Below are 23,515 nucleotides of genomic sequence, written 5' to 3'. Positions count from 1 at the left end.
GACCGGAAATTGTTTTTTGATACAGAAAGGAAAAGACAATGTTTGCAGATAGAGCTAATATTATAATCAGATCCGGAAAAGGTGGAGATGGCCATGTAAGCTTCCGGAGGGAACTTTATGTACCAAACGGTGGACCGGATGGTGGAGACGGTGGCCGTGGCGGTGATGTGATCTTTGTTGTAGATGAAGGAATCAATACTTTATCTGATTACCGTCACAGAAGAAAATTCAAGGCAGGAGATGGTCAGGAAGGTGGCAGAAGAAGATGCCATGGTGCTGACGGAGAAGATATCATCCTGAAAGTTCCAGCAGGAACCGTAGTAAAAGAAAAAGAATCAGGGAAAGTTATCCTTGATATGTCAAATAAAAAAGAACCAGTTGTACTATTAAAAGGTGGACGTGGTGGAAAAGGAAACCAGCATTATGCAACACCAACCATGCAGGCACCAAAATATGCTCAGCCAGGTGGAAAAGCACAGGAAATCGAAGTTATGCTGGAATTAAAGGTAATCGCTGATGTTGGATTAGTTGGATTCCCGAATGTCGGAAAATCAACATTTTTATCAAGAGTAACAAATGCGAATCCAAAGATTGCGAACTACCATTTCACAACATTGAATCCAAATCTTGGAGTTGTAGATATGGATGGAAGCAAAGGATTTGTTATTGCAGATATCCCTGGAATCATTGAGGGTGCGTCTGAAGGTGTTGGACTTGGATTTGAGTTTTTACGCCATATTGAACGTACAAAAGTTATGATCCATATGGTAGATGGAGCTTCTGTAGAAGGAAGAGATCCGATCGTTGATATCCATGCTATTACAGATGAATTAAAGAAATACAACAAAGAGATTTTAGAGAAACCACAGGTGATCGCAGCCAACAAGATGGACGCGATGTCTGAGACAGACAGAGAGACTGTGATCGATTTATTAAAAGAAGAGTTTGAACCAGAAGGAATTAAGGTATTCCCTATCTCTGCAGTTAGTGGAGAAGGCGTCAAGGAATTATTATGGCACGTGCAGGGATTATTAGATGAATTACCAGAAGGTGCAACAGAATTTGAACAGGAATATGAACTAAACTTTGGAGAAGAAGAAGGTGGAATCATTATTGCTCATCCAGAAGAAGGCCTATATACAGTCGAAGGACCAAAAGTAGAGAGAATGCTTGGATATACAAATCTGGAATCAGAGCGAGGATTTGACTTCTTCCAGAAATTTATGAAAGAAAACGGTGTCATTGAACGTTTAACAGAGATGGGAATCGAAGAAGGTGATACTGTACGTCTTTATAATCTGGAGTTTGACTACTATAGATAGATATATAATTAATTTAATGGAGGATAACATGACAAGCAAACAAAGAGCTTATTTAAAGAGCCTTGCAATGAAGATCGATCCGATCTATAACATCGGAAAAGGAAGCATTTCACCAGAACTTGTACAGGGTGTCAGAGATGCCTTAGAAGCAAGAGAACTGATCAAAATTGGTGTACTTCAAAACTGCATGGATGATCCAAAAGAACTGGCAACTGTATTAGCAGAGAGAACAAGATCTCAGGTTGTACAGGTGATCGGTAAGAAGATCGTATTATATAAAGAATCAAAGAATCATAAAAGAATTGAACTGCCAAAAGCAGGAAAATAATATCGGAGGAAGAGCCATGAAGAAGATAGGAATTCTTGGCGGGACATTTAATCCGATCCACCATGGACATTTAATTCTTGGACAGGCAGCGAAAGAGGAATTTGGACTTGATGAGATTCTTGTTATGCCAACAAGGAATCCGGCATACAAAACGATCAGTGGAGGAGTCAGCGAGCAGAATCGTGTCGATATGATCAAACTTGCAATTGCCAATTTTCCATATTTTAAATTTAGTGATATGGAATTAAAACGAGAGGGCACGACATATACAGTGGATACATTAAGAGCCCTTACACAGAAAGATGATGACTGCAGGTATTATTTTATTATGGGAGCAGATTCCCTTTATCAGATTGAGACATGGAAAGATCCAGATCAGATTTTTCATATGGCGAATATTCTGGTTGCTACAAGAAACGATTCAAGAAGTGCCTTAGATGCCCAGATTGATTATCTGGAAGAAAAATATGGCGGGAAGATTTATCATTTAAGCAGTCCAAGTATCGAGATTTCATCGAATGATATCCGAAAGAGATGCAAAAATGGATCAAGTATTCATTTTTTCCTTCCAGAGGATGTGATCGATTATATAGAAAGAAATGATTTATATGGAATTACAGCAGATTGAAGATAAATTAAAAACAGTACTAAAACCATCCAGATACAGACACACTTTAGGAGTTGCCTATACAGCTTCATGTATGGCGATGGTATTTGATGTAGATACCGAGAGAGCTTACAGAGCTGGATTGTTACATGATTGTGCAAAAGGATTTTCGATTGAGAAGCAAAGACAGTTATGTGAGAGATATAACATTTGTCTTGAAGGAACATTAACAAAGAGTCCACAGTTAATGCATCAGGAGATTGCCCCATTTCTTGCAAAAGATGATTATGAGGAAGAAGACAAGGAAATCTTATCAGCGATTGGATGTCATACAACTGGAAAGATTGCAATGAGTCCTTTAGATCAGATTGTTTTTATTGCAGACTATATAGAGCCAAATAGAAAAATGATACCGGGACTTATAAAGGTACGGAAACTTGCATTTGAAGATTTGGATGCATGTGCATATGAGATTCTTAACAATACGATCAATTATCTGACAGAATGCGGACAGGAAATTGATCAGCGCACGATCAAGACTTATGAGTATTATAAGAATAAGAAGGAGAATTAAGATGGATCAGTCATTAAATATGGTAAAGATCGCATATGATGCGTTAGATGACAAATTAGCAGAAGATATTAAGATCATTGATATTCGCAGCATTTCAGTTTTAGCAGATTATTTTATTATTGCAGATGGTAATAATAAAAACCAGGTGCAGGCAATGGTAGATAATGTGCAGGAAGAACTGTTTAAGGCTGGATATGAAATGAAACAGATGGAAGGATACAGAGAAGGAAACTGGATCTTACTTGATTTTGGAGATATCATTATCCATATCTTTGATAAAGAAAATCGTCTGTTCTATGATCTTGAGAGAATCTGGAAAGATGGAAAAGAAGTTTCTATTGAAGAATTAAATTAAAAAAGATAATAAAGAAGCCAGAATGGAGAAATCGCATTGAGATTCTCGGTTCTGGCTTCTTTTTATTTTATTTCATTGAGCGGTAAAGTCCAACCACTTTGCCAATGATAGATACTTCGTTCACAATAATAGGTTCCATGGAATCATTCTCTGGCTGAAGGCGATAGTAGCCGTCTTCTTTGTAGAATGTTTTGACTGTGGCGGAATCTTCGATCATTGCAACAACTATGTCACCATTCTCAGCAGTTGACTGTTGTTCGACAATAACAAGATCACCATCGAAAATTCCAGCATTGATCATACTTTCGCCACGGACGTGTAACATGAATGTATTCTTGTTACTGATACGATCTGGAAGCATTGGAAAATAATCTTCAATATTCTGTACAGCCAGAATAGGTTCTCCAGCTGTTACAGTACCAACTACAGGAATATTAATGATCTCGCGGCGAGCGAGGTTAAAATCATCATCGATAATCTCAATTGCACGAGGCTTTGTAGGATCCCTGTGAATATATCCCTTTCGTTCCAATGTCTCTAAATGAGAATGGACAGAAGATGTGGAACGAAGGTTCACGGCTTCACAGATCTCGCGGACTGCAGGTGGATATCCTTTGTCAAGGATGCGGCGCTTGATAAATTCCAGAATCTGTTGTTGTTTATCACTTAATTGTTCTCTTGCCATGTACTATATCCTCCGTGTTTTTATTATATTCATAATAACATATAATCACTATAGAAACAAGCGTTCTCGAACAAAGTTTCGAAAAAATATTGACAAACAAATGTTCGAGAATTATAATAAAGGCAAAACAGATGTTCGATAAATAAGAGGAGGAATACATTATGATAAGTAAGAAGAGAAGATGGTGTTTTTTAATAATTCTTTTAGGAGTATTATTTATGGCATTTCATGTATTATTTATGAAAACTCCTACTATAGAGGCACAGGGGACAAGGGAGAAGAAGTTTACAAGTATTCAGGTTAAGAAAGGTGATTCCTTGTGGAGCATTGCTAAGGAACATATGGGAGATGAATATGATACTGTTGATGATTATATAGATGAAGTATGTGAGACGAATCACATCTATGATAGACAGATTACAGATGGAATGTATCTGGTAATTCCATATTATACAGTCAGAAGATAAGAAAAAGAGGAATAAATAAAAAGGCCATCCTTTGCAATGAGTAAAGGATGGCTAGAAATATTTTATTCAAATAAATATATTGATTGGTAAATTAACGTTTAGTAGGATTTTTGTTTAATGAAGCTTTTGTACTATTATAAACTGCTTTTCCATATTTATTTAGGTTAGCATTCATTTTTTTAGATTCACTTTTATTTGATACAAATCCAATTTCTGTTAATGTGGATGCTGTTTTTGAGTGGCGGAGTACATATAATCCAGTACGATCAACGAGTCCACGGTTTGTGAATCCTGTAGCAGAACGGATGTATGGATGGATTGTAGCTGACCATTTGTAACTAGTTAATCCAGAAGTTGATTTATATCCTTTTGAATTATATAAAGTTTCTGTTCCGTGAGCAGATTTTCCGGCGGAATTAATATGTACACTATAGAATCTGTCAGCACCAACATTGTTTGCAAGGGCAGATCGATCACTTAAACTTGGATAAGTGTCAGAAAGTCGAGTGTAATATACTTTGATGTTAGGGTCTTTATCAAAATATTTTTTTGCGGCCTGAACGATTTTTAAAGTCATATTTTTTTCTTTATAGCCATATGCAACAGCACCAGAATCAGAACCACCATGACCTGCATCTAATACGATGATCTGTTTATACATAGATTTAGGTGAAGCATAGTAAACTCTGATATAGGAATTTGTTTGGGTTACACGGAATCCCTTGATCGTTTTACTGCGTGGCTTAATATAAATTTTTGTATATCCACCAGAATATTTTACAGAATATGATTTAAATGAAGAATCATTCATAACCTTGTAGTTTGAAGATTTTTTGTAAAATGATTTGTAGTTACCTTTGATATTAAGAATCAAACGATAATTATGATAATCATCCGTGCTCGAAACATTTCTATTGCTTAAACCGGAAGGTTTTGCAAGCTGTACATAAGAAGTTTTGCTTGTAGTGCTTGCAGTAGAATTACTTTTGAATGTTTCAGTATAAGAAGAATCATTCCAAGAATAAGATAATCTAAGATATTTTGCACAAAAAGATCCAGGTACATAAATAAAGTTACTCTTCTGTTCATAAGAATAGACACTACGTGCAGGAGTTGGCATTTTTGTTTTTTTACCATTTACATAAGCGTATTTATTACCGCGTGTCATAACAATTTTATTGGAACCACGTTTTAAAGTGATTTTCCAATTTTTTTTAGAATAAGAATAAGATACACCCATGCCTTTTTTAAAAACATAATATGCAGAGAGCATCGGAGTGTTTTCAGTCTTATATCCAGGAGCTTTTGTTTTAATGGTTTTTCCATTGTAAGAAGCACCAACAGCTTTTTTCTTTTGCTTTTTCTTGTTGATTTTTAGTGTATAAGTATGTTTTGTTACAGCGTATGATGATGCAGAAACATTTGCAGGTATTCCTGTACCGATAATTGAAACTGATAACAATGTTGTGATAATAAATTTCTGTAATTTCATTTGTATCTTCCTTTCCGAGAATTAACTGTAACATATATGTAATATTATTGCAAGAAAAAAGTCATATTTTGCAATATGACTTTTAGAAATTTAAAATTAGAAAGAATTACAAATCGCTTTATATAGATTATAACCAATCGTGGATGTTCTTGAATTAATACGGCTAGCCTCGGTTTTATTTGAGATGAATCCAAGTTCTACAAGTGCAGTTGTCATCTTTGGACCATTTAATACGGCTAGATCAGAACGATATTTTAATCCACGATTATAGGAACCGTTTGATGCGTAGCCCATTCCGGTCAAAGCGGATGACTGAAGGGTCTGTGCATAGGATTTATAAGTTTTGTAAAGTGTTTCAGTTCCTTTAGAAGATGAACTATCACTTGAATTGATATGAACACTCAAGAAACGATCTGCGGACACCTCGTTTGCCATCTTATAACGATAAGAAAGACTTGGATACCAGTCGGAAAGCCTTGTGTAATAAACTTTGTAGCTAGAATTTTTGTCAAAATTACTCTTGATACTTTGAACGATCTTTAAAGTCATGTTTTTTTCAGAGTATCCGTTTCCAACTGCACCGGAATCCTTTCCTCCATGACCAGCATCAACAACGACTACATGATAGAACATCTTCTTTGGATCTGCGTATTTCACATATATATGCGTATTTCACATATATATAGGAAGAAGTCTGTATTACACTGAATCCCTTGATTACATTTGTCTTAAGATCAATATAAGTTTTGCCGCCACTGTAAGATACATTGTATGTAAGGGATTCCTTGATATATCTGTTAGAAGCAGAACTGAAGAAAGTCTTATAGTTCCCATTAACGATGATTCTTAGTCGTTTATTTGAATAATCATCGGTACAACTAACAGCAGAAGCTGACAATCCAGAAGGCTTCTTGATTCTGATAGAATAATTTGATGCAGAAGCTGTAATCTTAGTTTTTGAACCAAGGGTTGTAGATGTTGTGCTAGTATTAGACGTTGCTGTTGTAGGTTGTGTGCTAGTTGATCCCTTTTTAGTAATAAGGCCTGCAAGCAGACGATTATTCCATGCATAGTTCAGTTGCAGATTCTTAGCCACAGCATCCCCTGGAACCATAATATAATTCTTCTTACGTGCAGGATAGTATACCTTCCTTGGGGCAGATGGAAGAGTGATTTTCTTTCCATTGATCGTTGCAGCTGTGCTGTTTAACGTTAAAACTAATTTTTGTGAACCACGCGTAAGAGTGATCTTCTTTGTTTTTGATGAATAAGAATATTTAGTGCTGATTGATGAACAGCGTCCAAAGATCCAGTATGCAGAGTACATAGAAATAGAACCTTCAATATATCCAGGAATATTTGTTTTGATCACTTTGTTGTTATATCTTGCATCAATGGCTCGTTTTGTAACAGTTTTCTTGTTATGTGTATACTTGATTTTATAATACTGGCCAGCAGTTACAGCAGCAGGAGTATTTATGATACTCGTAAAAAGCATTATCATAGATAATCCAAGACAAATAAATTTTTTCTTTAACATATGCATCCCCTATTTTTGAATTTATAGATTTACAGTAAGATTATAATATTTTTTGTGATGTATTTCAACGAAAACATCAATTTCATGCGGTTTTCATTGAAAAATAGTTTCCAATCTGTCTAAGAATGTGGTATCCTATTATATAAGTTCGATTTTTGGGAGAAATTTATAAATTTTTGCAGGAATCGAATTATTTTGAACTATAGGAGCAGATAATGAAATCAGACAATGAATTTCGAAGAGGACTAATGGATGGGATTCCAATCGGATTAGCTTATGTAGCTGTTTCATTTGCATTTGGAATTTCAGGAGCATCTCATGGAATCCCTGTATGGGCACTTACATTGATCTCTGCAACTTGTGTAACATCAGCAGGACAATTTGCAGCGATCATTACGATGACAGCGGGAGGATCACTAGTAGAATTAGTCTTATCACAGATCATTATTAATTTAAGATATTCAATCATGTCGATTGCGATCGGACAGAAAATGTCGGAGAAGTCGACACTATGGAATCGACTTTCGATGGCATTTATGGTAACTGATGAGATTTTTGCAGTTTCCTGTGCAGGAAGAAAAGAAATTACACCAAAATATTTCTATGCATTGATGTCCATTCCGTGGATCAGCTGGACAATAGGTACATTATTAGGAGCAACAGCGAATACATTATTACCATTGATCTTAAGGAATGCACTTGGACTTGCAATTTATGGAATGTTAATTGGAATCATTATTCCACCGGCAAGACATGATAAGCATATAACGATCGTGATCATCATATCCATGATCATCAGTTTATTATTTAAATATATCAAAGCGTTATCTTTTGTATCCAGTGGTTTTGTAATCATCATCTGTACGCTGATCGCAGCAACACTTGGAGCAATTTTATTTCCAGTAGAAGAGGAGGAGACTGATGAAGCTTAGCAGATTATTGATCTACATTGCAGTCACAGCAGTTTCTACATATTTAATACGAGTCATTCCACTGATTGCAATACAGAAGAAGATCGAGAATAGATTTTTTAGGTCCTTTTTATACTATGTACCATATGCAGTTTTGGCGGCAATGATCATGCCAGCCGTGTTTTATGCCACAGGAAATTGGATTGCATCGACAATTGGGTTTGCAATTGCGATGATTTTTGCATATAATGAAAAAAATATTGTTACAGTTGCATGTGCAAGCTGTATTGGAGCGTTTATCGCATTAGTAGTTTTAGGGTAAATAAATCTGCCAATTCATTGACAGACATAAGTAATATCAAGAAGACAAGAAGAAATGAGGAAGAAGATATGAATTGTAATTTAGCAGTCATCAAAGGTGACGGAATCGGACCAGAGATTGTCACAGAAGCAATGAGAGTTTTAGACGCTGTAGGTGAGAAATACGGACACACATTTTCTTACACACAGATCTTAATGGGAGGAGCATCCATTGATGTTCACGGAGAACCATTAACAGAAGAAGCTTTAGAGATTGCTAAGAATAGTGATGCAGTATTAATGGGATCTATCGGAGGAAATACAAGCACATCTCCATGGTACAAACTTCCAGCACAGTTAAGACCAGAGGCAGGATTATTAAAACTTCGTAAAGCCCTTGGATTATTTGCCAATATCAGACCAGCATATTTATATGATGAGTTAAAGAAAGCATGCCCACTTCGTGATGAAGTGATCGGTGATGGATTTGACATGGTCATTATGAGAGAATTAACAGGTGGTCTTTACTTTGGAGAAAGACATACAGAAGAAGTTAATGGTGTAAGAACAGCGGTTGATACATTATCTTACAATGAAAATGAGATCAGAAGAATCGCGATCAAAGCATTCGATATTGCAAGAAAACGTAAAAAACATGTAATCAGTGTTGATAAAGCAAATGTGCTTGATTCTTCCAGATTATGGAGAGCCGTTGTTGAAGAAGTAGCGAAAGACTATGAAGATGTTACATATGAACATATGTTAGTTGACAATTGTGCAATGCAGTTAGTGAATAACCCTCGTCAGTTCGATGTGATCTTAACAGAGAACATGTTTGGAGATATTTTATCCGATGAAGCAAGTATGATCACAGGATCTATCGGAATGTTATCATCTGCAAGCCTTGCAGAAGGTAAGTTTGGATTATATGAACCAAGCCACGGATCAGCTCCAGACATCGCAGGACAGGATATCGCAAACCCAATCGCAACGATCCTTTCTGCAGCTATGATGCTTCGTTATTCTTTTGATCTTGATAAAGAAGCAGATGAAATTGAAGCAGCAGTCAAAGCAGTTTTAGCAGATGGATACAGAACTGTTGATATCATGTCTGATGGAATGAAGAAAGTCGGATGTAAAGAGATGGGACAGCTGATCATCGACAAGATTAAATAATTATCATAGATAGAAGAAGGTATATTATACTAGGAGGTTAGTTTTATGAGTAATAAATTTACAGAGGGAGAAGCATATGCTCCTCAGAGATCGTTATTTAACGCATTAGGTTTCACAAAAGAAGAAATGAAAAAGCCATTGGTCGGAATCGTAAGTTCGTATAACGAGATCGTACCAGGGCATATGAATATTGATAAGATCGTCGAAGCGGTTAAACTCGGAGTTGCTATGGCTGGTGGAACACCAGTTGTATTCCCAGCAATTGCTGTATGTGATGGTATTGCAATGGGACATGTTGGAATGAAATATTCCTTAGTAACACGTGATCTGATCGCTGATTCTACAGAATGTATGGCATTAGCACATCAGTTTGACGCTTTAGTTATGGTTCCAAACTGTGACAAAAATGTACCAGGACTTTTAATGGCAGCTGCACGTGTTAATGTACCTACAGTGTTCGTCAGTGGCGGACCAATGCTTGCGGGACGTGTAAAAGGATGCAAAACAAGTCTATCAAGTATGTTTGAAGCAGTAGGATCTTATGCAGCAGGTAAGATCACAAAAGAAGAATTAGATGAATATGAAAATAAAACATGTCCTACATGTGGATCATGTTCCGGTATGTATACAGCAAACTCCATGAACTGTTTAACAGAAGTACTTGGTATGGGATTACAAGGAAATGGAACAATTCCAGCCGTATATTCTGAAAGAATCCGTCTTGCAAAACATGCAGGAATGAAGGTTATGGAATTATTAGAGAAGAATATCCGCCCAAGAGATATCTTAACAGAGGAAGCATTTGAAAATGCCTTAACTGTTGATATGGCATTAGGATGTAGTACAAATAGTATGCTTCATTTACCAGCGATCGCTCATGAAGCAGGTGTTGAATTAAATCTTGAAATGGCAAATGAGATCAGTAAGAGAACTCCAAACTTATGTCATCTTGCACCAGCAGGACATACATACATTGAAGAGTTAAATGAGGCTGGTGGTGTTTATGCCGTTATGAATGAGTTAAATAAGAAGAATCTTCTCCATACAGATCTTATCACAGCAACAGGTAAGACAGTGGCAGAGAACATTGAAGGATGCGTAAACAAGAACCCAGAAGTTATCCGTCCGATCGACAATCCATACAGCCAGACTGGTGGAATCGCCGTATTAAAAGGAAACTTAGCACCAGATTCAGGAGTTGTAAAACGTTCAGCAGTTGCTCCTGAGATGCTTAAGATGGAAGGACCAGCAAGAGTCTTTGACTGCGAAGAAGATGCGATCAAAGCGATCAAAGGTGGAGATATCAAACCAGGTGATGTTGTCGTTATTCGTTACGAAGGACCAAAAGGTGGCCCTGGTATGAGAGAAATGTTAAATCCTACATCAGCGATCATGGGTATGGGACTTGGATCAAGTGTAGCCTTGATCACAGACGGAAGATTCTCCGGAGCTTCCAGAGGAGCTTGTATCGGACATGTTTCTCCAGAGGCAGCCGTTGGTGGACCAATCGCATTAGTAGAAGAAGGAGATATCATCGCAATCGATATCGATGCAAATACATTAAATGTAAAAGTTTCCGATGAAGAATTAGCAAAGAGAAAAGAAAACTGGAAACCTAGAACACCTAAGGTTACAACAGGTTATCTTGCAAGATATGCATCTTTAGTTACATCTGGAAACCGCGGAGCAGTTTTAGAAATCAAAGAGTAATGAAGTAAGAAAAGAGGATCAAATGATGAAACAATTGACAGGTGCTCAGATTGTTTTAGAATGTTTGAAAGAGCAAGGCGTGGATACCATTTTTGGGTATCCAGGTGGAGCTATCTTAAACATTTACGATGAATTATACAAACAGAAAAAGTATTTTACACATATCCTGACTTCTCATGAGCAGGGAGCTTCTCATGCAGCAGATGGATATGCAAGATCTACAGGAAAAGTTGGAGTGTGCTTTGCAACAAGCGGACCTGGAGCAACAAATATTGTCACAGGACTTGCAACAGCGAATATGGACTCTGTTCCAGTTGTTGCGCTCACATGTAACGTAGGAGTGAGTCTTCTTGGAAAGGATAGTTTTCAGGAAGTCGACATTTCTGGAGTTACAATTCCAATCACAAAGCATAACTTTATTGTAAAGAATGTAGAAGAACTGGCAAATACAATTCGAAGAGCATTCAAGATTGCAAAAACAGGAAGACCAGGACCGGTTTTAATTGATATTCCAAAAGATGTGACGGCAGCCGTGACATCTTATGAAGCAGAAAAACCAGAGAAGATCATCCGTTTCAGCGAGAGAATCAAAGAAGCAGATATTCAGAATGCGATCAAGATGATCAAAGAATCAAAACGTCCATACATCTTAGTAGGTGGAGGAGCAGTTATCTCTGATGCAGCAGATGAATTAAAAGAGTTTGTAGATAAAGTTGATGCCCCAGTATGTGATACCTTGATGGGAAAAGGAGCATTTAATGGTACAGATGAGCGTTACAGTGGAATGCTTGGTATGCATGGAACCAAGGCATCAAATCTTGGAGTTTCTCATTGTGACTTACTGATCGCGATCGGAACAAGATTTAGTGATCGTGTATTAGGAAATCCAAAGACATTTGCAAAGAATGCTAAGATTTTACAGATCGATATTGATCCAGTTGAGATCAATAAGAATATTTGTGTATCTGCTTCAATCATCGGAGATGTAAAAGCAGTTCTGACTGTGATCAATCGCCGCTTAGAAGCACAGGAACATAAAGAATGGATGAATACAGTCAAAGAATATAAAGAAAAATATCCATTAGCATATGACAAGGGATGTTTAACATGCCCTGAGATCATGGAAGCGATTTATGATATTACAAAAGGTGAGGCAGTCATTACAACAGAAGTTGGACAGCATCAGATGTGGGCCGCTCAGTTTTATAAATATGATAAACCACGTAAATTATTGACATCTGGAGGTCTTGGAACAATGGGATATGGTCTTGGAGCCAGTCTTGGAGCCAAAGTTGGTAATCCAGACAAGATCGTAGTAAACATTGCAGGAGATGGATGTTTCCGTATGAATTTAAACGAGCTTGCGACCGCCTCGCGATACAACATTCCTGTTATAGAAGTAATCATCAATAACAGCGTATTAGGAATGGTAAGACAGTGGCAGGATCTGTTTTATGAAGAAAGATATTCGTATACAACACTTCAGGACAAAGTGGACTTTGTAAAAGTTTCTGAAGGTCTTGGAGTTGATGCAAAGAAGATCACGGATATCGATGAATTCAAAGATGCATTTAAAGAAGCTTTAACGTTAGGAAAACCTATGGTTCTTGATTGTCATATCGATTTAGATGACAAAGTATGGCCAATGGTTAATCCAGGCGGCTCCATTGAAGATTCATTTGATAAAGCGGATCTTGAGGCGCAGGCAAGATAACTTTTAATTTATTTTCATATAAAGGAGAGAAAAGAAATGGCAAGAGTATACAACTTTTCAGCTGGACCGGCAGTACTTCCGGAAGAAGTGTTAAAAGAAGCAGCAGAGGAAATGCTTGATTACAGAGGATGTGGAATGTCCGTTATGGAGATGAGCCACAGATCCAAGATGTTTGATGACATCATCAAAACTGCAGAAGCAGACTTAAGAGAGTTAATGAACATCCCAGATAATTATAAAGTATTATTCCTTCAGGGTGGAGCTTCCCAGCAGTTTTCAGCCATCCCTATGAACCTGATGAAGAACAAAGTCGCAGATTTTATCATCACAGGACAGTGGGCAAAGAAAGCATATCAGGAAGCAGCAAGATATGGAAAAGCAAATATCTTAGCTTCATCTGAAGATAAAACATATACATATATTCCAGATTGCTCTGATCTTCCAGTATCAGAAGATGCAGATTATGTATATGTATGCTATAACAATACAATCTATGGAACAAAATATCAGCAGATTCCAAACACAAAAGGAAAGATCCTTGTTGCAGATATGTCTTCCTGCATTCTATCTGAGCCTGTGAATGTAGAAGACTTTGGAGTTATTTATTTTGGAGTACAGAAAAATGTTGGACCAGCTGGAGTTGTAGTTTGTATCGTACGTGAAGATCTGATTACAGATGATGTGTTAGAAGGAACACCAACCATGTTAAAATGGAAAACACAGGCAGATGCAGATTCACTGTATAACACACCTCCATGCTATGGAATCTATATTTGTGGTAAAGTCTTCAAATGGTTAAAAGACCAGGGTGGACTAGAAGCAATGAAGAAACGTAACGAAGAAAAAGCAAAGATCTTATATGATTTCTTAGATCAGAGTGAAATGTTTAAAGGAACAGTAGTCAAAAAAGATCGTTCTTTAATGAATGTTCCATTTGTAACAGGAGACAAAGATCTGGATGCCAAATTCGTAGCCGAAGCAAAAGAAGCTGGATTTGAAAACTTAAAAGGACATCGTACCGTTGGTGGAATGCGTGCAAGTATTTATAACGCAATGCCAAAAGAAGGTGTTGAAAAATTAGTTGCATTCATGAAGAAATTTGAAGAAGAGAACAAATAAGGAGGAGCCATGTATACAGTAAAATGCTTAAACCCGATCGCAGACAAAGGGCTTGATTTATTTACAGAAGATTTTAAAGTCATTGATGATTTAGATGCAGCAGATGCAGTCTTAGTAAGAAGTGCATCCATGCATGAACTTGAAGTTCCAGAAAGCCTTCTTGCAGTTGCAAGAGCTGGAGCTGGAGTTAACAATATTCCATTAGATGAATATGCAAAGAAAGGTATCGTAGCATTCAATACACCAGGAGCTAATGCAAATGGAGTGAAAGAATTAGTTGTTGCCGGACTTTTACTTGCATCCCGCGATATCATTGGTGGATATAACTGGGTTAAAGAAAATTCTTCCGAAGAAAATCTTGCAAAATTAGTTGAGAAACAGAAGAAACAGTATGCAGGAAACGAATTAAAAGGAAAGAGCATTGGAGTCATCGGACTTGGAGCTATCGGAGTTTTAGTAGCAAATATCTGTAACCGTCTTGGAATGAAAGTTTACGGATACGATCCATATGTATCTGTACGTTCCGCATGGAGTTTATCAAGAATGGTAAAACATATCGCATCTATCGATGAATTATTTGAGACATGTGATTACATCACGATCCATGTTCCATATATGGATTCCACAAAAGGAATGATCAACAAAGAAGCCATCGATAAGATGAAAGACGGAGTGACGATCTTAAACTTTGCCAGAGGAGAATTGGTTGAGAATCAGGCAGTGATCGAAGGATTAGAATCTGGAAAAGTAAAACATTACGTTACAGACTTCCCAAGTGCAGAGATTGCTGGAGTTGATAAAGTGATCACAATTCCACATTTAGGAGCTTCTACAGAAGAATCTGAAGAAAACTGTGCAGAGATGGCAGTTGACCAGTTAATGAATTACTTAGAGAATGGTAATATCGTAAATTCAGTCAACTATCCAAACTGTGATCTTGGAGAAGCAAATTGTGCAGCACGTATCACAGTGCATCACAAAAACCTTCCAAATATGATCGGACAGTTAACAGCGATCCTTGCAGCAGATGGACATAACATTGCCAATATGTTAAATAAATCCAAAGGTGAATGGGCTTATTCTATGTTTGATATGGAAAAGAAAGCACCAACAGAAGAAACAGTTAAGAAAATGGAACAGATCGACGGAGTCGTTCGAGTTCGTGTACTATAGGAGAGAAGAAGCATGAGTGAAAAATTAAGAGTTGGTATTTTAGGTGCAACGGGAATGGTTGGACAACGTTTTATTTCATTATTAGAGAACCATCCATGGTTTGAAGTTACAACATTAGCTGCAAGCCCACGTTCTGCAGGAAAGACATATGAAGAAGCAGTAGGTGGACGCTGGAAAATGGATACACCAATGCCAGAAGCAGTAAAATCTATGATCGTAAAGAATGTAAACGAAGTAGAAGAAGTTGCTTCTCAGGTTGATTTTGTATTCAGTGCAGTTGATATGTCTAAAGATGAGATCAAAAAGATCGAGGAAGACTACGCAAAAACAGAAACACCAGTTGTATCTAACAACAGTGCTCACCGCTGGACACCAGACGTACCAATGGTAGTACCTGAGATCAACCCAGAACATTTCGAAGTTATCGAAAGCCAGAAGAAACGTTTAGGAACAACAAAAGGTTTCGTAGCGGTAAAACCAAATTGCTCTATCCAGAGTTATGCACCAGTTTTAACAGCATGGAAAGAATTCGAACCATATGAAGTCGTAGCTACAACATATCAGGCAATTTCCGGAGCAGGAAAAACTTTCAAAGACTGGCCTGAAATGGTAGAAAACATCATCCCATACATCGGTGGAGAAGAAGAGAAGAGTGAACAGGAACCTCTTCGTTTATGGGGACATATTGAAGACGGTGTGATCGTGAAAGCTGAAACACCAGTGATCACAACGCAGTGTATCCGTGTACCAGTATTAAACGGACATACAGCAGCAGTTTTCGTTAAATTCAAAAAGAAACCAACAAAAGAACAGCTGATCGAAAAATTAGTAAACTTCAGTGGACTTCCACAGGAATTAGAACTTCCAAGTGCTCCAAAACAGATGATCCAGTACTTAGAAGAAGATAACCGCCCACAGGTAAAAGCAGACGTAGATTACGAAAACGGAATGGGAATCTCTGTTGGACGTTTAAGAGAAGACACAGTATACGATTACAAATTCGTAGGACTTTCTCATAACACAGTTCGTGGTGCAGCAGGTGGAGCTGTATTATGTGCAGAGACATTAAAAGCAAAAGGATATATTACAAAGAAATAAGCATTGTAATTAATAGATAAACTTGCTATGATAAGAAACACGTAGAAATACGTGTTTCTTTCATGTTATGCGTCTTATGGCGCACGTTGCTAAGTACATGAAAAAATATAAGATAAAAAAGGAGATAGTATGTTAGCACAGATACAATCAATGTTCGCAGCAGTGGACTTAAGTAAGATTGACTGGAATCAGTTTTTTGAAAAATATCTGGAAATTGCAATGAGTATCATAGGGAAAGTTATTGTATCATTTTTGATCATTGTCATCGGATTTAAACTGATCAAAATCCTGATTACTCTTTTAAAAACAACCCTTGAGAAGGCAGAGATCGATTATGGAGTGATCTCATTTTCCTGTTCCTTCATAAGGATTGGATTGCGATGTATTGTAATTTTTATGGCAGTGGCACATATGGGAGTAGAAGTAAGTTCCTTTATCGCATTATTAGGATCTGCCGGTGTAGCAGTAGGTTTAGCATTACAAGGAACACTTTCTAACGTAGCTGGCGGAGTTTTATTATTAATTCTGAAACCATTTCAGGTGGGAGATTATATCGTATTAACAGGAACCAACTGCGAAGGAGAAGTTGCAGCGATGGACATTTTCTACACAAAGCTTAAGACTGTTGATAACCGAGTGATCGTTATTCCAAATGGTACATTAAGCAATTCCAATCTGATCAATAATACGAAACAGGATCGAAGACTGATCGATATTGAAGTAGGAATCTCTTATGATGCAGATATTAAAGAGGTAAAAAGAATTCTTACAGATATTGCAAAAAATGAAAAAAGAATTCTTGATCAGGATGGAGTTAAAATCTTTGTCAGCAGTCTGGCAGACAGCTCTGTCATGATGGGGATCAGGTGCTGGGTTCCAACATCGGATTATGTAGCAACAAAATGGGCGTTGAATGAAGAGATTAAACTTCGATTTGATGAGGAAGGAATAGAGATACCTTATCAGAAATTGGATGTTTGTATTAAAAATGAAGTGTAATTGAAAAAATAGGAAGTAAAGATTATTTCAAAGAGCAGTCAATGCATCAATTCAGTTTGTTATGCTGTACTTTAACCATATCTTTTGGTATAACTGAATTAAAAAAATACAACTTTGTATAGAATCATGGAATAAGAAAGAAGAGGTCTTGATATGGGAAGATACTTAAACAGTTCAACTTCATATGTATTATACAAAAATGAAACGATGAAGCCATATTTTGTAGATAAAACAAAGTTGTTATCAGAGTTATTTCCATTTTTAGAAGTTGGAAATACACATATTTGTATTACAAGACCAAGACGTTTTGGAAAAACAATGATTGCAAACATGATTGCCTCTTTTTTAGGGAAAAGAAAAAGTGAAAATGGGCTGTTTGAATCATTGAATATATCTCAAAATAAAGAATATATAAAGTATAAAAATCAATATGATGTTATATTCATTGACTTTAGCAAAATGCCAAGAGAATGTCATTCATATCGAGAATATATTGATCGTATAGAAGAAAATTTGATCAGAGATTTAAAAAAAGCATATCCAGATATTGAAATTTATGAAGGAGATTCAGCAGCAGATGTATTAGAAACAATTTTTGAAGAATATGATGAACAGAGATTTATATTCGTGTTTGACGAGTGGGATTTTATTTTTCATAAGGATTTTATTAAAGAGGAAGATAAAAAGCAATATATTCTATTTTTGAGTAATCTATTAAAAGATCGGCCGTATGTAATCATGACATATATGACAGGAATTTTACCAATTGCTAAGTATTCAAGTGGCTCTGAATTAAATATGTTCTGGGAATATAATATGGCATCAGAAACAAAATATAGTGAATATTTTGGATTTACAGATGAGGAGGTAGATGAACTTTTTGAAAGGTATGAACATAATAATGAGAATGCTCAAATTTCAAGACAAGATTTAAGAATTTGGTATGATGGATATACAACAAAATCTGGAGAGAGAATCTATAATCCCAGATCCGTTGTACTTGCTCTTACGAATAACAATATAGGAAATTATTGGACAAGTTCAGGACCATACGATGAAATTTTTTATTATATCAGAAAGAATATTGATGATGTACAAAATGATCTGGCTCTAATGATATCAGGAGAGTCAGTGCAGGTAAAAATTCAGGAATATGCTGCAGCAGCTATGAGACTTGAAACAAAAAGTGAGATATTTTCAGCTATGGTAGTATATGGATTTTTGAGTTATGAAGATGGTAAAGTAAGAATACCAAATAAAGAATTGATGAATAAATTTGATGATATGATTCAAAAAGAAGAATCTCTAGGATATGTTTATCGTTTGGCAAAAGAGTCAGAAAGAATGTTACAAGCAACTTTAGCAGAAGATACTCAGGTAATGGAAGAAATCTTAGAATACGCACATAATACAGAAACACCAATTCTATCATATAATAATGAAACGGAATTATCAGCAATTATAAATCTTGTTTATCTTTCAGCAAGGGACAAATATCGTGTAGAAAGAGAAGACAAAGCAGACAAGGGATTTGTTGATTATATTTTTTATCCAGAGAATAAGAAGGATCCAGGAATTATATTAGAATTAAAAGTAGATCATAGTCCAAGAGAAGCATTAAAGCAGATTGTGGACAAAGATTATAAATTAAAATTTCAAGGAAAAATAGGTGAAATAAAAACAGATCATAAAATCTTAGGTGTTGGAATCAGTTATGATAAGAAGACAAAGAAACATAGTTGTGTGACACAGTGGTTATAAAGTCATTGAATGCAAATTATTTTTCACAAAATAAGAGCATTCAATGACTTTTCTTATTTTATTAAGATATGACACAACGAGTCCCTTATGATCTGGTATTATACGTTCATGAAAATGGAAAACTTCCAGTCGTAAACTTCGCAGCAGGTGGAGTCGCAACACCAGCCGATGCAGCCCTAATGATGCAGTTAGGAGCAGAAGGAGTCTTCGTAGGATCAGGAATCTTCAAATCTGGAAATCCAGCCAAACGAATCGCAGAATTATCCAAAGACCTTGGAGAAGCAATGGTAGGAATCAACGAACAGGAAATCGAATTATTAATGGCAGAAAGAGGAAAATAAGATGAAGAAAGTCGGTGTTTTAGCATTACAGGGCGCATTTATCGAACATGAAAAAATGCTTGAACAACTAGGAGTTTCCTGTATTGAATTACGAAACAAAGAAGATTTAGAAAAACCATACGATGGAATTATCCTTCCCGGCGGTGAAAGCACCGTTCAGGGGAAACTCTTAAAAGAACTGGATATGTTTGATACGATCAAGAAACAGATCGAAGAAGGAATGCCAGTCCTCGCAACCTGTGCAGGACTCATTCTTCTTGCAAAAGATATCAAAGACCAAGAAGAAACATACTTTGGAACGATATCAATGTGTGTGAAAAGGAATGCATATGGAAGACAGCTAGGAAGATTCTTTACAACGAAGGAATTTGAAGGAATTGGATGAGAATTTGAGAGTACATGAAAAATTTATTAGCAGATTGTAGATTTATTTTGAAGAAAGAGATGCCAAAGGAAAAGGCATCTCTTTTTTTGATATAGATTAGATTGAATCTCTTTTGTACATTTTGCAAAATAATATAGACGATATATTGATAAAATTATTCAAAGTAACTAAAAAACAAGTTGAATTAAAACAGTAAACATGTTAAAGTAAAAGTAATTAAAAAAACAGTTAAAAAGGGGATGAGTAAGATGGAATATTTAACTAACACAGAAGAATTAATGATGAAATGTATCTGGAACTACGGAAAAGAGATGCCATTTCTGCGAATGGGAGAAGAATTAAAGGACAAATTTCATAAAGAATATAAACGTACAAGTATTCGAACCTATTTGTTCCGTTTAGAAGATAAAGGATATATTAAAGTAGAGAAAAGGGGAAGAAAAGCATATATCAATGCATTGATTGACGAAACAACATATAAGACAGAGAAAGCAGCAAGCATGCTGGATGAATGGTTTGACGGATCAGCAAAAGAGCTGTTCAGTGCATTGAATCAAAAGATTCCCAAAGAAGATCAAGAAAGTTTGAAGGATATGTTAGATGAGATGGATTTTAAATAATATAGTGATCAATGGATTTACATATATCGTTTTTGGAACAGCCTTAGGAACGATCGTATATTTGATATGGAAATTAGCTGGACGATGGTCTGAGAAGAGAGGATATGTAGATATCAGCTATTGGATCTGGAAAGTTGTATTATTATCTTTTTGGTGTCCGATATCATTTTTTGTGTTATTAAAGATAAGGAAAAATGGTTTGTATGGATTTGAATTCTGGAAGACAGCTTTTATTATGGACATAGCTTCTATTTTATTTTTTATATGGGTAGCTGGAACTGTGATATGTATAATACGCTATGGAAATCAGCATAGAAAGATACATAAAGCGATCAGACAATGTGAAGTTAAAGAACAATCTCCAATACTGCAAGAACAAATCAGTGAAATCAGTAAGAGAGTAAAACTTCACAGAAGTGTAAAACCAGTGATATTACATATGATCGAAGTTCCAATGGCATATGGACTTTTCCAGCCAAAAGTTCTGCTGCCAGCCAAAGAATATAGTCAACAGGAATTAGAAGTGATTCTGCTGCATGAGCTAGTACATCATAAACACCATGATCTGTTCTGGAAACAACTGTTTCAGATCACGAGATGTATTTACTGGTTTCATCCTGCAATGCAGGATATTCTGAGACAGCTAGATCAATGGGGAGAGACAGTATGTGATATGACGGTCAGCAGATATGTAAAGAGTGTAAAAGACTATTTCAATATTATTATAACAATAGCGGTAGAACGACCAGAATGTGATGTCTATATGGCAGGACTTTGTGAGGGAACCAAGCTGCTTATGTTAAGAATGCAGAGAATGAATGCCTATATGAAGAAGCGACCACTAAAGAAGGTTGTATCTGCAGGATTGGTAATGATGGTCTTTGGAGTCAGTGCAGTGACGGTGGCAGCATCATCTATTGGGTATGCTAAGGGGTATAGTTATATTGCGGATAAGACACAAGATAATGAGATTGCTACAATAGAAGATGTTCCACAACAGGATTTTGAGGAAAAAACAGAAAAACTGTCAAAAAGTAAAACAACAATAATATTAGATGAAAAAATTCCACGAATGAATGGTGAAATAGCATTCAGTAATACGATAAAAGCAGGACAAAGACTAGAAAGTAAAAAAGCCTATATCAAAAGAGGAACAATCGTTGAGTTGTCGGTAACTTCAGGAATGGAAGAAGACGGAGATAGTAAAGATATTTCCACAGGAATTACAGATATGAAAGGGAATGCAAGATATATAAGCGATGATTGGGATTTATGGTATTCTTTCAAAATAGAAAAGTCAGGGTATTATAAAATATATGTAGAAAATTATGGGGAGAAAGTAGTTAATGTAGCAGGAACATGTAGTTTAAAAGAGGAGGAAGCAGCAAATGAAAAAAATAATTAGTATGATGATGGTAGTTATCTGTATATGTGGAACTCATTATAATGTAAGAGCAGAAGAAAATGAGTATATAGAGTCAGATATTATTTTAGAAGATGGTTTTATTGAAGAAATTGAATCGAATACAGGGATTATTCCCAATAGTACGCAAGTATCTTTAGATTGGACTGTAAAAGCGAACGTATTAAAAAGAACAAGTGAATTTTATAAAAAACAAGGAAGTAGTATTTATACAAAAATAGATATTAGCCCAGCAAAAAAAGCAAGAATTGGAATTATACAAAATGGAGATGTAAAAATGTATTATGATACTACAACAGGAGGAAGAAAGACTTTTACAATAAAAAAAGCAGGTACATACAGTGTATTTGTACAAAATATGATGGGTAGTAATCTAAAAGCTAAAGGCTATTATAAAAAATAAAATAATGATCAAGAAAGGAGATGATACCCTTGATTGACAAAATCCATGTGATACTGCTATCTGCACACAGCAGATAGCAGTATCACATGGATAAGTCAATCATACCAAAAAATCAATAATGCCCAAATGAAAAATAAGCACAGAAAGGGTACGCTTATGAAAGAAAAACTAGGAAAGCAGATATTGGCAGTATTATTGACATTTACATTATGTTTGACATCAGTGGAATGGTCTGGAATTGCAGGGATGATTCACTCAGTTCATGCAAAACAGACAATAAATGAGACAAGCGAAACAAAGAAAATCATAGAGAAAACTACAAATTCTACCACATTTCAGATGACTGGAGGAAAGAAAAATACCATCTTTTATGGGCAGGATGTCCGTTTTGAAACAGACAATGGAACATTAGAAGACTACGATCCAACACTCGTAAAAGTAGAAGATTCAAAAAGCGAGAATGGAAACAGCTTAAAAGACTATGCCTATGAAAATGAAACAGGGGATAAGAAACACTATCTGCCAAAGAAACTGACAGACAAGACCCCGGTTTTGATGGAAAATGGAAAGTATGAGATCTCTTTCGCACCGATCTATGGAGAGGAAAAAGAGAATAAAGATAATACAGATATAGACAACACAACAGATTCAAAAGATCAGTCAGATAACCGGACATCCAAAGCTGTGGAACAGGCAGTTGCACAGGCAGATCAGGCAGTCCGTGCCGTGACAGACGGAACATCCGACGATCAGTCAGCAGATACAGAAGCAACAGACAAAGACGATCAGGAAGATGCTCTCACATCGGTAAAGAAATTAACACGTACCGGACTGGAAGAAGAAACGGTGGAAGATGCACGGGGAAATAGCGAGGAAAAACAGGTAAAAGTCTCATATGAATCAGAGAAGAAAGACTGCACATTTTCCTATGAATCCCTGAATACAGGAGTGAAAGAAAGCATTGTCCTGACAAAAGCACCCGAAGGAAACGTTCTGAAGTTCCATTTTAAAG

At 36.2% G+C, this 23,515-nt stretch carries 24 protein-coding genes and 2 pseudogenes; 22 read left to right on the top strand and 4 right to left on the bottom strand.

Annotated elements, in window-relative coordinates:
- The first annotated feature begins 38 nt into the window (after positions 1-38).
- From obgE to rsfS, 5 genes are read left to right on the top strand one after another with little or no spacing between them, the layout of a single operon-like run.
- On the top strand, positions 39-1,322 hold the full coding sequence (obgE, locus tag KE503_RS02390; protein ID WP_055196856.1) for a GTPase ObgE: 1,284 nt from the start codon (positions 39-41) through the stop codon (positions 1,320-1,322).
- Positions 1,323-1,350: 28 nt separating this feature from the next.
- A complete protein-coding gene (gene yhbY, locus KE503_RS02385; protein WP_212384394.1) occupies positions 1,351-1,650 on the top strand; it encodes a ribosome assembly RNA-binding protein YhbY in 300 nt (99 codons plus the stop codon).
- Between the two features lie 16 nt (positions 1,651-1,666).
- Positions 1,667-2,278 carry a nicotinate-nucleotide adenylyltransferase gene (gene nadD, locus KE503_RS02380; RefSeq protein ID WP_212384393.1) on the top strand — a complete coding sequence of 204 codons (612 nt, stop codon included), beginning with the start codon at positions 1,667-1,669 and terminating at the stop codon, positions 2,276-2,278.
- Positions 2,259-2,831 (top strand): bis(5'-nucleosyl)-tetraphosphatase (symmetrical) YqeK, encoded by a 573-nt coding sequence (gene yqeK / locus KE503_RS02375; protein WP_022375274.1) that lies wholly within the window; start codon positions 2,259-2,261, stop codon positions 2,829-2,831. Before nadD ends, yqeK begins: the two co-directional genes overlap by 20 nt.
- 1 nt (position 2,832) lies before the next feature.
- Positions 2,833-3,186, top strand: a complete 354-nt coding sequence (gene rsfS / locus KE503_RS02370; RefSeq protein WP_008391478.1) for a ribosome silencing factor — start codon at positions 2,833-2,835, stop codon at positions 3,184-3,186.
- Between the two features lie 67 nt (positions 3,187-3,253).
- On the opposite strand, the gene lexA is transcribed toward rsfS, so the two are convergent.
- Positions 3,254-3,871 carry a transcriptional repressor LexA gene (lexA, locus tag KE503_RS02365; RefSeq protein WP_022375275.1) on the bottom strand — a complete coding sequence of 206 codons (618 nt, stop codon included), beginning with the start codon at positions 3,869-3,871 and terminating at the stop codon, positions 3,254-3,256.
- A 161-nt stretch (positions 3,872-4,032) separates the two neighbouring features.
- Here lexA and KE503_RS02360 point away from each other — a divergent pair, with 161 nt between their 5' ends.
- Positions 4,033-4,338 (top strand): LysM peptidoglycan-binding domain-containing protein, encoded by a 306-nt coding sequence (locus tag KE503_RS02360; protein ID WP_117944654.1) that lies wholly within the window; start codon positions 4,033-4,035, stop codon positions 4,336-4,338.
- A gap of 91 nt (positions 4,339-4,429) precedes the next feature.
- Here KE503_RS02360 and KE503_RS02355 read toward each other — a convergent pair whose 3' ends face one another.
- From KE503_RS02355 to KE503_RS14395, 3 genes are all read right to left on the bottom strand, one after another.
- Positions 4,430-5,830 (bottom strand): N-acetylmuramoyl-L-alanine amidase, encoded by a 1,401-nt coding sequence (locus tag KE503_RS02355; RefSeq protein ID WP_212384391.1) that lies wholly within the window; start codon positions 5,828-5,830, stop codon positions 4,430-4,432.
- 96 nt (positions 5,831-5,926) lie between these two features.
- The gene (locus KE503_RS14400; RefSeq protein WP_330621843.1) at positions 5,927-6,487 is read right to left on the bottom strand and encodes an N-acetylmuramoyl-L-alanine amidase; all 561 of its coding nucleotides are present in this window, start codon (positions 6,485-6,487) and stop codon (positions 5,927-5,929) included.
- Complete coding sequence (locus tag KE503_RS14395; protein ID WP_249182938.1) at positions 6,438-7,370, bottom strand: copper amine oxidase N-terminal domain-containing protein; 933 nt, start codon at positions 7,368-7,370, stop codon at positions 6,438-6,440. The genes KE503_RS14400 and KE503_RS14395 overlap by 50 nt, the downstream gene beginning before the upstream one ends.
- Positions 7,371-7,585: 215 nt before the next feature.
- Here KE503_RS14395 and KE503_RS02345 point away from each other — a divergent pair, with 215 nt between their 5' ends.
- The 16 genes and pseudogenes from KE503_RS02345 to KE503_RS02270 form a co-directional block, all read left to right on the top strand.
- Positions 7,586-8,302: an AzlC family ABC transporter permease gene (locus KE503_RS02345; protein ID WP_022375279.1), complete on the top strand. Its 717-nt coding sequence runs from the start codon at positions 7,586-7,588 to the stop codon at positions 8,300-8,302.
- Positions 8,292-8,603 carry an AzlD domain-containing protein gene (locus KE503_RS02340; protein WP_117944657.1) on the top strand — a complete coding sequence of 104 codons (312 nt, stop codon included), beginning with the start codon at positions 8,292-8,294 and terminating at the stop codon, positions 8,601-8,603. Before KE503_RS02345 ends, KE503_RS02340 begins: the two co-directional genes overlap by 11 nt.
- A 68-nt stretch (positions 8,604-8,671) precedes the next feature.
- The gene (gene leuB / locus KE503_RS02335; protein ID WP_212384390.1) at positions 8,672-9,757 is read left to right on the top strand and encodes a 3-isopropylmalate dehydrogenase; all 1,086 of its coding nucleotides are present in this window, start codon (positions 8,672-8,674) and stop codon (positions 9,755-9,757) included.
- A gap of 45 nt (positions 9,758-9,802) precedes the next feature.
- On the top strand, positions 9,803-11,467 hold the full coding sequence (ilvD, locus tag KE503_RS02330; RefSeq protein WP_117944658.1) for a dihydroxy-acid dehydratase: 1,665 nt from the start codon (positions 9,803-9,805) through the stop codon (positions 11,465-11,467).
- Between the two features lie 25 nt (positions 11,468-11,492).
- The gene (ilvB, locus tag KE503_RS02325; RefSeq protein WP_212384461.1) at positions 11,493-13,181 is read left to right on the top strand and encodes a biosynthetic-type acetolactate synthase large subunit; all 1,689 of its coding nucleotides are present in this window, start codon (positions 11,493-11,495) and stop codon (positions 13,179-13,181) included.
- Positions 13,182-13,217: 36 nt separating this feature from the next.
- Positions 13,218-14,300 (top strand): 3-phosphoserine/phosphohydroxythreonine transaminase, encoded by a 1,083-nt coding sequence (gene serC, locus KE503_RS02320; RefSeq protein WP_022375283.1) that lies wholly within the window; start codon positions 13,218-13,220, stop codon positions 14,298-14,300.
- Positions 14,301-14,309: 9 nt separating this feature from the next.
- Positions 14,310-15,473: a phosphoglycerate dehydrogenase gene (locus KE503_RS02315; RefSeq protein ID WP_212384389.1), complete on the top strand. Its 1,164-nt coding sequence runs from the start codon at positions 14,310-14,312 to the stop codon at positions 15,471-15,473.
- A gap of 12 nt (positions 15,474-15,485) precedes the next feature.
- Positions 15,486-16,571, top strand: coding sequence for an aspartate-semialdehyde dehydrogenase (asd, locus tag KE503_RS02310; RefSeq protein ID WP_022375285.1), 1,086 nt, complete (start codon positions 15,486-15,488; stop codon positions 16,569-16,571).
- A 129-nt stretch (positions 16,572-16,700) separates the two neighbouring features.
- Entirely contained in the window at positions 16,701-17,570 is an 870-nt protein-coding gene (locus tag KE503_RS02305) for a mechanosensitive ion channel family protein (protein WP_147605081.1), read from the top strand.
- Positions 17,571-17,723: 153 nt separating this feature from the next.
- On the top strand, positions 17,724-19,331 hold the full coding sequence (locus KE503_RS02300) for an AAA family ATPase (protein ID WP_212384388.1): 1,608 nt from the start codon (positions 17,724-17,726) through the stop codon (positions 19,329-19,331).
- A gap of 83 nt (positions 19,332-19,414) precedes the next feature.
- Positions 19,415-19,672 (top strand): annotated as a pseudogene (locus KE503_RS02295) (pyridoxal 5'-phosphate synthase lyase subunit PdxS); the annotation flags it as partial.
- A 1-nt stretch (position 19,673) separates the two neighbouring features.
- A pseudogene (gene pdxT / locus KE503_RS02290) lies at positions 19,674-20,054 on the top strand (pyridoxal 5'-phosphate synthase glutaminase subunit PdxT); the annotation flags it as partial.
- A gap of 251 nt (positions 20,055-20,305) precedes the next feature.
- Positions 20,306-20,677: a BlaI/MecI/CopY family transcriptional regulator gene (locus KE503_RS02285; RefSeq protein ID WP_022375290.1), complete on the top strand. Its 372-nt coding sequence runs from the start codon at positions 20,306-20,308 to the stop codon at positions 20,675-20,677.
- Complete coding sequence (locus KE503_RS02280; protein ID WP_212384387.1) at positions 20,658-22,082, top strand: M56 family metallopeptidase; 1,425 nt, start codon at positions 20,658-20,660, stop codon at positions 22,080-22,082. Before KE503_RS02285 ends, KE503_RS02280 begins: the two co-directional genes overlap by 20 nt.
- Positions 22,066-22,503 carry a hypothetical protein gene (locus tag KE503_RS02275; protein ID WP_117944665.1) on the top strand — a complete coding sequence of 146 codons (438 nt, stop codon included), beginning with the start codon at positions 22,066-22,068 and terminating at the stop codon, positions 22,501-22,503. Before KE503_RS02280 ends, KE503_RS02275 begins: the two co-directional genes overlap by 17 nt.
- Positions 22,504-22,659: 156 nt before the next feature.
- Positions 22,660-23,515: hypothetical protein (locus tag KE503_RS02270; RefSeq protein WP_212384386.1), on the top strand; the 856-nt coding region annotated here is incomplete at its 3' end.

The organism is Anaerostipes sp. Marseille-Q3525 (assembly GCF_018223505.1).
Taxonomy (GTDB): domain Bacteria; phylum Bacillota; class Clostridia; order Lachnospirales; family Lachnospiraceae; genus Anaerostipes; species Anaerostipes amylophilus.
This window is presented reverse-complemented; position numbering and strand designations above follow the sequence as displayed.